Origin of the sequence: Acidovorax sp. SRB_14 (genome assembly GCF_012932145.1) — a bacterium.
In the GTDB taxonomy this organism is placed as follows: Bacteria; Pseudomonadota; Gammaproteobacteria; order Burkholderiales; family Burkholderiaceae_C; genus Simplicispira.
The window spans coordinates 183413-198514 of the sequence record NZ_MWOK01000003.1 but is presented as its reverse complement, the minus strand read 5'-3'; the positions used below and the strand labels follow the sequence as shown (position 1 = coordinate 198514).

General features: G+C 69.9%; 10 protein-coding genes. 5 read left to right on the top strand and 5 right to left on the bottom strand.

The annotated features are described in order from the left end of the window. Window positions 1-74 precede the first annotated feature (74 nt). From B2J86_RS04010 to B2J86_RS04000, 3 genes are all read left to right on the top strand, one after another. A complete protein-coding gene (locus B2J86_RS04010; protein WP_169635386.1) occupies window positions 75-947 on the top strand; it encodes a methylglyoxal synthase in 873 nt (290 codons plus the stop codon). Window positions 948-1138: 191 nt separating this feature from the next. Further along, window positions 1139-3394 (top strand): diguanylate cyclase domain-containing protein, encoded by a 2256-nt coding sequence (locus B2J86_RS04005; RefSeq protein WP_173024769.1) that lies wholly within the window; start codon window positions 1139-1141, stop codon window positions 3392-3394. Between the two features lie 245 nt (window positions 3395-3639). After that, window positions 3640-4803, top strand: coding sequence for an alpha-hydroxy acid oxidase (locus B2J86_RS04000; RefSeq protein ID WP_169635384.1), 1164 nt, complete (start codon window positions 3640-3642; stop codon window positions 4801-4803). 147 nt (window positions 4804-4950) lie between these two features. Here B2J86_RS04000 and B2J86_RS03995 read toward each other — a convergent pair whose 3' ends face one another. Beyond that, window positions 4951-5847: a c-type cytochrome gene (locus B2J86_RS03995; RefSeq protein WP_173024768.1), complete on the bottom strand. Its 897-nt coding sequence runs from the start codon at window positions 5845-5847 to the stop codon at window positions 4951-4953. Window positions 5848-6044: 197 nt separating this feature from the next. Between B2J86_RS03995 and dinB the strand changes: the two genes are divergently transcribed. Together dinB and B2J86_RS03985 are read left to right on the top strand one after the other, a co-directional pair. After that, window positions 6045-7229: a DNA polymerase IV gene (gene dinB / locus B2J86_RS03990; RefSeq protein WP_173024791.1), complete on the top strand. Its 1185-nt coding sequence runs from the start codon at window positions 6045-6047 to the stop codon at window positions 7227-7229. A 102-nt stretch (window positions 7230-7331) separates the two neighbouring features. Next, window positions 7332-8894, top strand: coding sequence for a PAS domain-containing methyl-accepting chemotaxis protein (locus B2J86_RS03985; RefSeq protein ID WP_173024767.1), 1563 nt, complete (start codon window positions 7332-7334; stop codon window positions 8892-8894). Window positions 8895-8921: 27 nt separating this feature from the next. On the opposite strand, the gene queF is transcribed toward B2J86_RS03985, so the two are convergent. The 4 genes from queF to B2J86_RS03965 all read right to left on the bottom strand — a co-directional run bounded on the left by queF (window position 8922) and on the right by B2J86_RS03965 (window position 14764). Beyond that, on the bottom strand, window positions 8922-9767 hold the full coding sequence (queF, locus tag B2J86_RS03980; protein WP_169170105.1) for an NADPH-dependent 7-cyano-7-deazaguanine reductase QueF: 846 nt from the start codon (window positions 9765-9767) through the stop codon (window positions 8922-8924). Window positions 9768-9834: 67 nt separating this feature from the next. Beyond that, entirely contained in the window at window positions 9835-10740 is a 906-nt protein-coding gene (locus B2J86_RS03975; RefSeq protein ID WP_169635381.1) for a 2OG-Fe(II) oxygenase, read from the bottom strand. A 20-nt stretch (window positions 10741-10760) separates the two neighbouring features. Continuing rightward, window positions 10761-11537 (bottom strand): peroxide stress protein YaaA, encoded by a 777-nt coding sequence (yaaA, locus tag B2J86_RS03970; protein ID WP_169635407.1) that lies wholly within the window; start codon window positions 11535-11537, stop codon window positions 10761-10763. Between the two features lie 104 nt (window positions 11538-11641). After that, a complete protein-coding gene (locus B2J86_RS03965; protein WP_173024766.1) occupies window positions 11642-14764 on the bottom strand; it encodes an Rne/Rng family ribonuclease in 3123 nt (1040 codons plus the stop codon). Window positions 14765-15102 lie beyond the last annotated feature (338 nt).

Sequence of the window (15102 nt, the reverse complement as noted above, 5' to 3'; positions counted from 1 at the left end):
AGGCGTTCAAGGCGCCGTTCTATGCTCGGCGCATCCACTTCCCACCCTCCCTGCTTGAAAGCCGTTGCCCCACCATGCTGATAGGTCTTGCCGCCAACCGCCTGCACCACCACACCGAAGACGCCGCGCTGTTCGCCTTCCTGCGCGCCTGCGAGGCGGGCATCCGCGAACTGCGCCTGGGCCTGCACGCCGTGGGCCGCACGCACGACGCGATCGCCACCGCGGGCCTGCTGCAGGGCTACCTTCCCCTGGTGCGCTACCCCTATGGGCGCGAGGGCGGCCTGATGAAGCTGGTGGCCGAGGTGGTGGGCATGGAGGATGAGGGCCGCACGCTCGATGGCGCCATCTACCTCATCGACCCGGTGGACCCGTCGTCCATCTTCCCCGAGGCCCTCGCGCTCAAGCGCCAGTGCGTGATCCACGGCAAGCCCTTCATCTCCACCGTGGCCAGCGCGCGCGACTGGGTCGAAATGGAGCGCATCCACGCCGGCCTGCCACGCGACCGCAATGCCGACCGCTTCCACGACTACGGCGCCCAGACGCTGGCGCTGATCGCCCACGATGCGATGAAGGACGCCATGCTCGACTTTGCCGACCGCAACTTCGCGCTGCTGTCGCGGTACCACAGGCGCGTGGCCACGGGCACCACGGGCCAGCGCCTCAACGAGCTGGCCTGGGGCCGCGGCTGGCCCGCGGGACAGCCCTGGGTGGACCGCTTCAAAAGCGGGCCGCTGGGCGGCGACGCGCAGATCGCCAACCTGGTGCTCGAGCGCCGCTGCCACCGCGCCATCTTTTTCGAGGACCCGCATGTGGCGCGCCAGCACGAGGCCGACATCCAGCTGCTCGAACGCGCCGTGACCACCGCCACGCACGATGCGGTGTGCGCCACGACCCCCCAGGTGGCGCAGCGCTGGTGCGATGCGGCGCGCCTGCGCGCCAGCCGCTGACGCCGGCCGCGGACGGGGCGGCACCGCCCTCCCAGGGCGGTCTGTCGCAGCATTGCCCCACACGGTGCCCGGCGGGCGGCGCTGCAAGATCCAAGGTGGGCGGGCGTGGGGCGGTGCCTTGATGCCAGGCGCGCGCGCTGGCGGGGCACGCTGGGGCCTGGACCGGGCCTTTTACAATTCGAAGTAATTTCATGCCTTCGTCCGTTTCCCCGCCTTTTCCGCGCCGCCTGATCGTGCTGGCCCTGCTGCTGTCCCTGGGCATTGGCGCCTTGTTCGCGCGCGCGATCTGGACCCTGCGCGACGACCAGCAGCGCTTTGCCGAGCGCACCAGCGTCAACCTGGCGTACACGCTGGACCAGGCCATCGGGCGCACGGTGGGCGCACTGGACCATTCGCTGCAGGGCGTGGTGCATGAGCTGGGCAACCCTGCCGCGATGGCGCTGCCGGCGGCGCTGCGCGACAAGCTGCTGTTTGACAATTCGCTGCGCCTGAGCGGCGTGGGCGGCGTGCTGGTGCTCGACGCCGAAGGCCACATCGTCATCGACTCGGGCAGTGCGCCGGCGCGGCAGGCCAATCTGGCCGACCGCGACTATTTCCGCGTCTTCCAGGGCGGCGCCCACACGGGCCTGTTCATCGGCGTGCCGGTGCGCGGCCGGCTCTCGGGCGAATACAGCCTGCCACTGGCGCGCGCCTATTACGGCGCCGACGGCCACTTTGCCGGCGTGGTGGTCGGCATCGTGCGCCTGGAGCACTTCAACGGCCTGTTCGCGCAGCTGAACCTGGGACCGCAAAGCAGCGTGACCCTGCTGCGCGTCGACGGCACCATCGTCACGCGCTTTCCGGACAGCGACGGCCTCGTGGGCAAGAGCCTGGCGGGCACGGCCAACATGCGCGCCGTACAGGCCGCGCGCAGCGGCACCTTCAAGGGCACCGCCGTGCTCGACGGCGTGCCGCGCCAGTACGCGTTCCGCCATGTCGGGGACTACCCGCTGGCGCTGAACGTCGCCCAGGCGGTGGACACCGTGCTGGCCGACTGGCGCCGCAATGCCTGGGTGCTGGGCAGCTTCGCGCTGGTGCTGATGCTGGCCTGCGTGGGCCTGGCCGCGCTGTTTGCGCGCGAGCTGCAGCGGCGCCAGCAGGTGGGCGCGCGGCTGGCGCAGGCCGAGCGCGACCTGCGCACCATCCTCGACAACGTGCCGTCCATGATCGGCTACTGGGATGCCGATCTGCACAACCGCTTTGCCAACCACGCCTACGTGGACTGGTTTGGCGTCGGGCCCGAAAAGCTCAAGCAGCTGTCGATGCGCGAGCTGCTCGGCGAGGCGCTGTATGCCAAGAGCCTGCCCTACCTCGAGCAGGCGCTGCAAGGCCACGCGCAGCTGTTCGAGCGCACCGTCGTCGACGCGTACGGCGCGGAGCGCCACAGCATCGCCTCGTACGTGCCCGACTTCGACGGCAGCGCCGTGCGCGGCATCTTCGTGCAGGTGACCGATATCACCGAGCGCAAGCGCATGGAAGACGAGCTGTTCGAGGAAAAGGAGCGCATGCGCCTGACGCTGCAATCGATCGGCGATGCCGTGGTCTGCACCGACGCCCAGGGCCGCGTGAGCTACCTCAACCCCGTGGCCGAGCGCATGACCGGCTGGCAGGCGTTCGACGCGGCCGGCCGCGACGTCGACGACGTGGTGCCGCTGCACCTGCCCGGCGGCGCGGCGGTGCAGCCCAGCCCGCTGCGCCATGCCCTGGCGGAAGTCCGCCCGCTCGGGCCCACGCGCGGCGTGGTGCTGCAGCGCGGCGACGGCCAGCGCTTTGACGTGGAGGAGTCGGCCAGCCCCATCGCCGACCGGCATGGCCAGGTCACCGGCGCCGTGATGGTGCTGCACGATGTCACCGAAAGCGTCGCCATGGCCCAGCGCATGGCGCACCTGGCGCAGTACGACGCACTGACCGACCTGCCCAACCGCGTGCTGCTGCAGGACCGCGCGCGCCAGGCCCTGGCGCAGGCGCGGCGTGAACGCCAGGGCCTGGCGGTGATCTACCTGGACCTCGACGGCTTCAAGCAGGTCAACGACCGCCTAGGCCACGACGCGGGCGACCACCTGCTGGTCCAGTTCGCGCGCCGCCTGCAGGAGGCCACGCGCGCTTCCGACACGGTCTCGCGCCAGGGCGGCGACGAGTTCGTGGTGCTGCTGCCCGGCATCGGCAGCGCCGACACGGTGGGCCCTGTGGCGCGCAAGATCCTGGCGGTGTGCGAGGAAGCTTTCCTGCTCGAAGGCCAGCCCGTGCAGATCGGCATGAGCGGCGGCATTGCGCTGTTCCCGCAGGACGGCGAGACCTTCGAGGCACTGGCGCGCTGCGCCGACGCCGCCATGTACGCCGCCAAGCGCCAGGGGCGGCTGCAGTTTCGCCTGTTCGCGCCGGACGGCGCGCACAGGCTGGTCCGCTGACGCGTGCGGGTGCCGGGTTTGCTATGAAAAGAAGAGCTTTATGCGCATGCACAAAAAGCGTTTCGGCCGCTTTGGATCCAAATCCTTGCCCGCCCGGCCGGGGCGGCGCTGCGCGGCAAGGAAATTTGTTGCAGCAGCGCGCAAATTATTTTGATGGCCCCGCTGCGGCCCACTCTCTACCATGGCGGGCCTGAAGTCTGCCGCACAGACGGCCGTCCCGCCCATACCACCCCAAGGAGCCCTGCATGCCCGACCTGTCCAAAATCACCTGCATCGAGGACCTGCGCGTGCTGGCCCAGCGCCGCGTGCCGCGCATGTTCTACGACTATGCCGATTCGGGCTCGTACACCGAAGGCACCTACCGCGCCAACGAAGCCGACTTCCAGTACATCAAGCTGCGCCAGCGCGTGGCCGTGAACATGACCGGGCGCAGCACGCGCAGCACCATGATCGGCCAGGACGTGGCCATGCCCGTGGCCATCGCGCCCACGGGCCTGACGGGCATGCAGCACGCCGACGGCGAAATCCTCGGCGCGCGCGCCGCCCAGGCCTTCGGCATTCCGTTCACGCTCTCGACCATGAGCATCTGCTCGATCGAAGACGTGGCCCGGCACGCCGGGCCGGGCTTCTGGTTCCAGCTCTATGTGATGCGCGACCGCGACTTCATCGAGCGCCTGATCGACCGCGCCAAGGCCGCCGGCTGCTCGGCGCTGCAGCTCACGCTCGACCTGCAGATCCTCGGCCAGCGCCACAAGGACATCAAGAACGGGCTGTCCACGCCTCCCAAGCCCACGCTGGCCAACCTCCTCAATCTGGCGACCAAGCCGCGCTGGTGCCTGGGCATGCTCGGCACGCAGCGGCGCAGCTTCGGCAACATCGTCGGCCACGCCAAGGGCGTGGGCGACCTGTCGTCGCTGTCGTCGTGGACGGCCGAGCAGTTCGACCCCGAGCTCAACTGGGGCGACGTCGAATGGATCAAGAAACGCTGGGGCGGCAAGCTGATCTTGAAGGGCATCATGGATGCCGAGGACGCGCGCCTGGCCGCCGACAGCGGCGCCGACGCGCTCATCGTCAGCAACCACGGCGGGCGCCAGCTCGACGGCGCGCCCTCGTCGATCGCTGCGCTGCCGGCGATCGCCGCGGCGGTGGGCCGGGACATCGAGGTCTGGATGGACGGCGGCATCCGCAGCGGCCAGGACGTGCTCAAGGCGCGCGCGCTGGGCGCGCACGGCACGATGATCGGGCGGAGCTTCCTGTATGGCCTGGGCGCCCACGGCGAAGCGGGCGTGGCGCGCGCGCTGCAGATCATCCAGCGGGAGCTGGACACCACCATGGCGTTCTGCGGCCACACCGACATCAACACCGTGGACCGCAGCATCCTGCTGCCCGGCACCTACCCCGAGGCCTGAGCAGGCGCCGGCGCCCCGCTGGCGCGCCCTTGGCGGGGTGTCCGGCGGCGGCCTGAAGTTGCTCCTTATTTTGTAGCTGCTTGCGCATGATGGATAAGCGTTTGAGCGCGGAATCACCCCAAATTGCGCGGTGCTGCCTGGCCCGCTTCAGCGCTGGCCGGCCGCTTGCGCCGGCACCGTCTGCAGGTAGACGTAGAGCGCTTGCGCGTCCACGTCGTTGAGCTTGCCGATCGACTCGAACGGCATCACCTGGATGGCGCTGCCGTCGGGGCGCTGGCCCGAGCGCAGCATGGCCACGAAGCGCGCGGCATCGGGGTAGCGCACCATGGCGCTGCCCGCGCCGGGCGTGAGGTTGGCGGCCGGCGGCCAGTCGGGCGGGCCGCCGGGAATCTTGCCGCCCGAGAGGGCGGCGCCGTGGCAGCCGATGCACATGTTGGCGATGTAGCGGCCATGCGCGGCATTCACCCCGGCCGCCACGGGCTGGGCCGGTGGCAGCTGGTGGTCGATGCGCCCGGCCGCATCGGGGATCAGGCCCAGGCCGTACAGCACCCAGACCGGCTTTGGAAACTCCACACGGGCCTGGCCGCCGGCCTGCGGCGGCAGGCTGCGCACATACGACACCAGGGCCGAGAGATCGATATCGGTCAGGCGGTGGTAGTCCTCGCTGGGCATGACCAGCAGCGGTCGGCCGTCGCGGGTCACGCCGTGGCGGATGGCGCGCTCCCAGTCCTCGGGACGGAACTGCGCGACCACGCCGGCCGCCGTGATGTTGGGCCCGGCGATGTGCGTGCCCTTGCCGTCCTGCACAAAGCTGCGCCCCGTGCCCTGCAGGCCATGGCAGTCGGTGCAGCCCCGCGTTTCGTAGAGGTAGCGGCCGCGCGCGAGCGCCTGGGGGTCCGTGGTATAGGCAATCGGGTAGGGCGGGACGGCGACCGTGCGCTGTCGCTTGCGTTCCGCCAGCGACAGGCCTGCGCCGAAGGTGGCGGCCGCGGCCACCGCGAGCAGCGCGAAGCCGCCAACGGTCCATTGGATCCAGCGTTGCATAAGGCGCACCTCCTGCGGGGACCCCGTTGCACCGCGCAACGGACGGCCATTGTCATCCCAATGGCGTGCGCCGAAAAGGGGGCAGCCGGTCCTGCCGTTGCCCGGCCCGCGGGCCGCGCGGGCCCGCGCGCAGCGACAATGCCGGGGTGAGTGACACCGACCCCGTGCCCGCCCCGCGCCGCATTGCCCACCTCGACATGGATGCGTTCTACGCGTCCGTCGAGCTGCTGCGCTACCCGCAGCTCCAGGGCCTGCCCGTGGTCATTGGCGGCGGCCGCAGCGCGCTCGACGCGGCGCTGCGCGCGCGTTATGCCGATACGCCGCTGCAGGACATTCCGGTGGCGGCGTTCCCGCGCCTGGCCGGCTACGCGGGGCGCGGCGTGATCACCACCGCCACCTATGCCGCGCGGCAGTTCGGCGTGGGCTCGGCCATGGGGACGATGAAGGCGGCGCGCCTGTGCCCGCAGGCGATTTTGCTGCCGGTCGATTTCGCCGAGTACCGGCGCTATTCGCGCCGTTTCAAGGAGATCGTCACCGACATCGCGCCGGTCATGGAGGACCGCGGCGTGGACGAGGTCTACATCGACTTCACCGCCGTGCCCGGCGGCCAGCGCGAGGGCGGGCGCGTGCTGGCGCGGCTGATCCAGCAAAGCATCTTCAACGCCACGGGCCTGACCTGCTCGATCGGCGTGGCACCGAACAAGCTGCTGGCCAAAATGGCCAGCGAATTCCACAAGCCCAACGGCATCTGCGTCCTGCACGAGGCCGACCTGCCGACGCGGGTGTGGCCGCTGGCCTGCCGCAAGGTCAACGGCATCGGCCCCAAGGCCGGCGAGAAGCTGGCGCGCCACGGCATCCACACCATTGGCGAACTGGCCGCGCAGTCGCCCGCCTGGCTGGTGCAGCAGTTTGGCAAGGCCACGGGCGCCTGGCTGCATGCGGTCGCCTGGGGGCGCGACGAGCGGCCCGTGGTGACCGAGAGCGAGCCCGTGAGCATGAGCCGCGAGACCACGTTCGAGCGCGACCTGCACGCCGTGCACGACCGCGCCGAGCTCGGGCGTATCTTCACCGACCTGTGCGAGCGCGTCGCCCAGGACCTGCAGGGCAAGGGCTATGTGGGCCGCACCATCGGCATCAAGCTGCGCTACGACGACTTTCGCAGCGTCACGCGCGACCAGACGGTGGCGCTGCCCACCGACGAGGCGACCGCCATCCGCCGCGTGGCCGGCCAGTGCCTCAAGCGCGTGCCGCTGACCCAGCGCCTGCGCCTGCTGGGCGTGCGCGTCGGGTCGCTGTCCGGCGCCACCGGCCCGGACGCCCGCGCGGCGCAGCCGCTGCGTTCCGCCCAGCGGGCCGACTCCTATACCGCACCGCTGTTCTGAGCCATTCGGGGGGAGGGCGGTCCATTGATATGTATCAAGCAGTAAAGTGGAGGGTTGTCCCCGCTGGCGGGGACTTTTTCATTTACAGAGGAAGCCCCCCGCATGCGCGTCAATTTGCCCGTGACATCCGATGAATACGACTTTCCGGCGGAGAGCATGCTGGTGTCCACCACCGACACCCAGGGCCGCATCACCCACTGCAATGCCGCCTTCACCGATGCCAGCGGCTTTGCGCACCACGAACTCATCGGCCAGCCGCACAACCTGATCCGCCACCCCGACATGCCGCCGCAGGCCTACAAGGACCTGTGGTCCACCATCGGCCGCGGCCGGGCCTGGACCGGGTTGGTGAAGAACCGGCGCAAGGACGGTGGCTTTTACTGGGTGCAGGCCAATGTCACGCCCATCATGGAAGGGGGCAAGCCGCGCGGCTACATGTCGGTGCGCACCAAGCCCACGCGCGAACAGGTGCGCGAGGCCGAGGCCTTGTACGCGCTGTTGCGCCGCAATGCGGCCGAGCAGCGCAAGGGCGTGCGCCTGGTGGGCGGGCGCGTGCACCACCCGGGCCTGCGCGGCGTGCTGCAGCGCCTGGGCGGGTTCTCGGCCACGTACACGCTGGGCCTGATGCTGTTGGGTGTGGTGGGCCTGGGCATGCTGCCGCACGCGCTGGACCTGCCCGCGCCCCTGGCCTGGGGCGCGGCGCTGGCGCTGCTGCTGGCGGGCCAGCTGGCCGTGCTGGCCTGGTTCCATGCGCGCATGGTGCAAGGCCTGCAGGCGGCCGAGCGCTTCGCCTGCGACATCGCCGCGTGCAACCTGAGCACGTCCTTTGACGTCGGCCAGTTCGCACCGTCGATGGACGGGCTGGCGCGCAACCTGCAGCAGATCCAGGTCAACCTGCGCGCCGTGGTGGGCGATGTGCGCGCCGAAATCGCCGGTTTCATGCGCTCGACCGCGGAAATTGCTCAGGGCGGGAACGACCTGCGCGCGCGCACCGAGGCCCAGGCGAGCAGCCTGGAGCAGACGGCCGCGGCCATGGAGGAGCTCTCGGGCACGGTGCGCCAGACGGCCGACACGGCGGCCCAGGTCTCGGGCGACAGCGCGCAAAGCGCCGAGGTGGCGCGCCGCGGCGGCCACGCCGTGCAGCAGGTCGGCCAGGCCATGCAGGCCATCGAGCAGTCGTCGCGCCAGGTCAGCGAGATCATCTCGGTGATCGAGGGCATTGCGTTCCAGACCAACCTGCTGGCGCTCAACGCGGCCGTGGAGGCCGCGCGCGCGGGCGAGCAGGGCCGCGGCTTTGCCGTGGTGGCGGGCGAAGTGCGCGGCCTGGCGCAGCGCAGCGCCAGTGCCGCCAAGGAGATCCGCGCGCTGATCGGCACCTCGGTCACGCAGGTGGCCGAGGGCTCGCGCCAGATGGCCGAGGCCGGCCAGACCATTGCCGAGGTGGTGGCGTCGGTCTCGCGCGTGAGCGAGCTGGTGCGCCACATCAGCCATGCCACGACCGAGCAGTCGATCGGCATCGGCCAGGCCAACGAGGCCGTGACCCACCTGGAGACCATGACCCAGCAGAACGCAGCCCTGGTCGAGCAGACGGCGGCCTCGGCCGACGTGCTGCAGGGCAACTCGACGGCCCTGTCGCGCTCGGTGCAGGTCTTTCACATGGCCTGATTCCGGCACGCGCGCCGGGCCCGTGGTTTACTGCCGCGCGGTGCGCGTGTTCGCCGGCAGCTGCTGCGGGTGGCTGGTGCGCAGCGGGTTGATGTCGAGCCCGCCGCGGCGCGTGTAGCGCGCGTACACGGCCAGCTTGATGGGCCGGCAGCGCGTCCAGACGTCCATGAAGATGCGCTCCACGCACTGCTCGTGGAACTCGTTGTGGTTGCGGAAACTCACCAGGTACTGCAGCAGGCGCTCCTGGTCGATCTGCGGGCCGCTGTAGCGGATTTGCACGCTGCCCCAGTCGGGCTGGCCGGTGACCAGGCAGTTGCTCTTGAGCAGGTGGCTGACCAGCACTTCGCTGACCGGCGCTTCGTCGAACTGCGCCGTCAGCAGTTCGGGCGCCGGTTCGTACCGCGTGCATTCGATGTCGAGCCGGTCGAGGTTCAGGCCGTCGAGTTCGTGCACCGGCTCGCGGTCAAACGCTTCGGGCAGCAGCAGCTTGACGCCCACCGTCGCCGGGTGCGCGGCGCCGCGCCAGGCGGCCTCGCTCACGTCGGCGCGGATGCGCGCCTGCACTTCGGCGGCATCGGCAAAGCGCGTGTTGTTGAAGCTGTTGAGGTAGAGCTTGAACGACTTGCTCTCGACGATGTTCGGTGTCTCGCACGGCACGGTGATGTGCGCCAGCGCCACCTGCGGCTTGCCGCGCAGGTTGAGCCACGACAGCTCGAACGCGGTCCACAGGTCGGCGCCGAAAAACGGCGGCGCGCCGTCGATGCCGAGCTCGGCGCGCTTGCCGGCGCGGGGAATGGGAAACAGCAGTGTGGCGTCGTACTGGTCCGCATAGGCCGATGCCTTGCCCAGCGGGGAGTGTTCTGGCGTGTCCATGGCTTGCTCTTTGATGCTATGTAAATGGTAGCTTCAGGCGCTTGCAGGGCAAGGGCTGGAGGCTGTTTTAGTTGAATTCGCGCTCGCGCAGCCATTTGGTGGCGATCCACTTCTCGCCGCTCAGCACGGGGGCGCCGCCATGCAGTGTGCGCGTGTCGGGGTGTGGGCGCTCGTAGCTGAAAAACACCGCATTGCCGCGCTGCGCCGCCACCTCCATGTGCGCGTGCGGGAAGGTGGTGCCACCGCCTTCGGTCGGGGTGTTGAGGTAGACCAGCAGCGTCGCCACGCGCTGGCCGCCGCGGCGCAGCAGGGTCGGCGTGCCTGGCTCGGTCGGATCGAAGTAGTCGTAATGCGGCTTGTATTCGGCGCCAGGGGGGTAATGCAGCACCTGCAGGCCTTCACCGTTTTCGACGGGCCAGTGCACGAGCTTGGCAATGCGCGCTTCGAGCGTGCGCACCACGGCGGTGTCGCCCCGCGGAAAGAACATGCCGCGGCTGGTGCGGTCGCCGTTGACCTCTTCGCCGCCGGTGCGCGTGGCCACCGTGAGAGAACGCGCCATGCGCGGGCGTGCCGCATCGATCAGCGCCTCGCATTCCTCGGCCGACAGCAGGTTGGCAAACACCACCAGGCGCGGCAGCGCCAGCGACACCAGCACGTCGACCTGGCGGTCGCCCACGTTGATGCGCGCAGGCGAGGTCTGCAGCGTGGGCTCGGGCACCGGCACCACGGGCGGCAGGCCCTGCTGCTCGGCGACGCCGCTGAGGTGCTCGCGCAGGGTGGATTCGAGCGCCTCCATGGCCACGTCTTCGGCCCAGCCCGCGTCCTGCATGGACTGCAGCAAGGCGGGCGCGGCGACGTTGGCCTGGGCCTGGGCAATGATCCATTCGCGCAGCGCGGGGGTGACGGCGGGCGCGGTGCTGCGGGTGGAGGCCGGGCGGCTGCGGCCGGCGCTGGGGCGGTTGCGGTGTGCCATGGCGCTATTTTGAACAGGTTTCAAGCCCCCCGGCGCCGGAAGACGAGCCGGTCGGGCGCGGAGGCGCTGGCGTCGAAGGCATAGCCTTCGGCATCGAAGGCTTCGAGCTGGCGCGGCCGCTGGATGCGCTGTTCGATCGCGTAGCGCGCCATCAGGCCGCGTGCGCGCTTGGCGTAGAAGCTGATGATCTTGTAGCCGCTGCCTTTCCAGTCTTCGAACACGCATTCGATGACACGGGCCTGCAGCGCCTTGCGGTCCACGGCCTTGAAGTATTCCTGCGATGCCAGGTTGAGCAGCCAGGGGTGCGCCGCCTCCTGCAGTCGGGCGTTCAGGTGCTCGGCAATCTGCGTGCCCCAGAACTGGTAGAGGTTGGCCCCTGCCGCCGTGGCCAGGCGCGTGCCCATCTCCAGCCGGTAGGGCTGCATCCAGTCGAGCGGCCGCAGCACGCCGTACAGGCCGCTCAAGATGGCGACATGCTGCTGCGCCCATGCCAGGTCGGCACGGCCCAGCGTCTGCGCCTGCAGGCCCTCGTACACGTCGCCGTTGAATGCCAGCACGGCTTGGCGCGCGTTGCGGGCCGAAAATTCGGGCGTCCAGGCTTGGTAGCGCGCCACATTCAGCGCGGCCAGCGGGTCGCTGATTTTCATCAGCGTGGCGATATCCTGCGGCGCCTTCTGGCGCAGCACTTCGATGAGGGCGGCGGCCTCGGGGATGAACTGCGGCAGCGTATGGCCCAGGCCTTGGGGCAGTGGCGTGTCGTAGTCCAGGGATTTGGCGGGAGAGAGCAGCAACAGCATGGCGGGCGTGGAGTCCATCAATCTCGGTCGTGAATGAAAAATGGCCGGCGCGAGGCGCCGGCCATTATCGACAAGGCCTTGGACAGGGGCCAAGGCTAGGGGTCTCAGGGCTTGTTCGATTGCTCGAAGGGCAGCTCCATTGCGCTCAGGTCGCGGCGTGTTTCCACCAGCACCAGCGGTCCCTCGTCGGGCTGCACGGCCGGTGCGCGTTCGCGCGGCACATGGATGGGGCGCGGCTCGGCGGCGATAGCAGCCTGCACGGCAGCGATCTTGTCGGCGTCGGAGTTGACCCACTGCAGACCCGAGCCCTGCGCCACCTGGTGCAGCTGTTCCACGGGCAGGACAAAGTCCTGCACCGGTGCCACGGCCGCCTCGGCCGGGACCGCTGCGGCCACCGGGGCCGGTTGCGCTGCGGGAGCGGCCAATGCAGGGGCCACCGGGGCCGCGGCGGCGGGCACCACGGGCGCTGCCACGGCAGCGAGAGCGGCCGGGGATGGCGCCGCCACTACAGCGGCGGGTGCTGGCACGGGCGCGGCTTCGGGCGCCACCACGGGCTGAGGCGCGGCCGGTACAGCGGCCGGGGCCGGCGCAAAGTAGCTGCGGCGTGGCGGCTCGGCAGGGGCCGTGGCCTGGTCGTCTGCGGCGTCGATGCCCACCGCTGCGGCCGGCATGCTGTCGGCGGCCGCCGGTGCGTCGGCGCGCTGTTCGCTGCGCTCACCGCGCTCGGCACGTTCACCACGTTCACCACGTTCGCGGCGGTCGCGGCCGTAGCGGTCGCGCGAGCGGCGGGGGCGCTCCTCGCCCTCGGGCGCGGCGGCAGGCGCTGCGGTCGCGGGGGTGTCCAGAGACAGGTCCAGGTCGGGCAATGCCGTCAGCGGCGCGGTCTCGGCAAAGTCGGCGGCGGCATGCTGCGCTTCGGGCGCGGGGGCTGGACGCTCGCGGCCATCGCGGCCATCGCGGCCATCGCGGACTTCTCCGCGCGGCGCACGTTCACCACGTTCGCGGCGGCCGTTGCCAGCGCCATTGGCGGCGCTGCCGTCACCGCGTTCGCGGCGGGGGCCGCGGTCGGTGCGGGCGTCGCTGCGGGGCTCCTGGCCGGCCGCATCGCTGTGGGCCTGCTCCGGTGCCTGGCCGTTTTGCAGGTCGTTGGCGCTGCGTTCGCGGCCCCGGACGTCGCGTCCGCCTTCGCGTGGAGCGCGGGGCTCGGCGTTGCGACCTTCGGCGCTCCGGCCTTCGCCGCTGCGTTCACTGCGGCGGCCGCGGCCGTCGGCGCTGCCTTCGCGGGCGCTGTCACGCTGCCCGTCGCGGCCGCCTTCGCGGTTGCCGTCACGGCCACCGCTGCGGCGGCCTCGGCCTTCGCCGCCGCGCCCGTCACGGCGGGGTTCGCGCTGGGGTGCCTCGGAAGTGGCCGGTGCGGGCGCTGCGGCAGGCGCAGGGGAGACCCCAGGCGCGGGTGCGCCGCCAAAGCCGAACAGGCTCTTGAGCCAGGCAAAGAAGCCCTGCTCCTGCGGCACGTGCGGTGCACGCACCGGCGCTGCGGGCGCGGCGGCAGGAGCCGCCGCCCTGGGCGCGTGGCGTGGGGCACGCACTTCGCCTTCGGCGCGCGGCGCGGCCTGCGGTGCGGGCGCGTCGGGCAGCACGCCCTTGATCACGGGCGTCTGCTTGTTGGTAGGCTCCTGCGAGCGGCGCGTCACGGCCGTGGGATCTTCCACCTGGTCGGCGAGCGTGTAGCTGGCCTCGATGTGGTCCAGGCGCGGGTCGTCGTGCTTGAGGCGCTCGAGCTTGTAGTTCGGCGTCTCCAGCGCCTTGCTGGGCACCATCAGCACGGTGACGCGCTGCTTGAGCTCGATCTTGGCGATTTCGGGGCGCTTTTCGTTGAGCAGGAACGAAGCCACTTCCACCGGCACCTGGCAGTGCACGGCGGCCGTGTTGTCCTTCATCGATTCTTCTTGAATGATGCGCAGGATCTGCAGCGCCGACGATTCGGTGTCGCGGATGTGGCCCGAGCCGCCGCAGCGCGGGCAGGGGATGGACGAGCCTTCGGAGAGGGCAGGCTTGAGGCGCTGGCGGCTCATTTCCATGAGGCCGAACTTGCTGATGGTGCCGAACTGCACGCGGGCGCGGTCCTGGCGCAGCGCGTCGCGCAGGCGGTTTTCCACTTCGCGGCGGTTCTTAGACTCTTCCATGTCGATGAAGTCGATCACGATCAGGCCGCCCAGGTCGCGCAGGCGCATCTGGCGCGCCACTTCGTCGGCGGCTTCAAGGTTGGTGCGCGTCGCGGTTTCCTCGATGTCGCCGCCCTTGATGGCGCGCGCCGAGTTCACGTCCACGCTGACCAGCGCTTCGGTGTGGTCGATCACGATGGCGCCGCCCGAGGGCAGCTGCACGGTGCGGGCATAGGCCGACTCGATCTGATGCTCGATCTGGAAGCGGCTGAACAGCGCAGCGTCGTCGCGGTAGCGCTTCACGCGGGCGGCATGCTCGGGCATGACGTGCGCCATGAACTGCTGCGCCTGCTCGTAGATGTCGTCGGTGTCGATGAGGATGTCACCGATGTCGTTGTTGAAGTAGTCGCGGATCGCGCGGATCACCAGGCTCGATTCCTGGTAGATCAGGAACGCGCCCTTGCCGCCTTTGGCGGCGCCGTCGATGGCGTTCCACAATTTCAGCAGGTAGTTCAGGTCCCACTGCAGCTCGGGCGCGCTGCGGCCGATGCCGGCGGTGCGCGCGATGATGCTCATGCCGTTGGGGTATTCCAACTGGTCCATGTTCTCTTTGAGCTCGGCACGGTCCTCGCCCTCGATGCGGCGGCTCACGCCACCGCCGCGCGGGTTGTTGGGCATCAGCACGACGTAGCGGCCGGCCAGCGAGATGAAGGTGGTCAGGGCCGCGCCCTTGTTGCCGCGCTCTTCTTTTTCGACCTGGATCAGCAGCTCCTGGCCTTCGCGGATCACGTCGTTGATGCGCGCCTGGCTGGGCGAGACACCGGGGGAGAAGTACTGCTTGGAGATTTCCTTGAACGGCAGAAAACCGTGGCGGTCTTCGCCGTAGTCGACGAAGCAGGCTTCCAGCGAGGGCTCGACGCGCGTGACGACGGCCTTGTAGATGTTGCCCTTGCGCTGTTCGCGCCCTTCGATTTCGATTTCGTAGTCGAGCAGCTTTTGCCCGTCGACAATGGCCAAGCGGCGTTCTTCGGGCTGCGTGGCGTTGATCAGCATCCGCTTCATGATGCGTTTCCTTTTATGTGCTGGGTCGGCAGCGCCGCAGCACTCTGGCTGCCGGGCTGCGGCCCGTGATTCCAAACAAACAACAGGCTCGCGAGGAGCCCACAATGCCTGGACTGACGCTGTGAAACGAAGGGAATTGCCGGGTATGCCAGGTGCCGCAGGGCTTTAGCTCTGCGGGGGTGGCAAGGGCGCGTGGATGGGGGCGAGCCTGGGGGAGTGCATTTTTGCTATTAAATGAATAGCTGATTGCGCAGGCAGGATGAGCGTTGGCGTGATTTTCAATGCCCATAGCGGAAGCCAGCGCCGCCGCCCCAGGGATTGGACCATCATCACCAGCA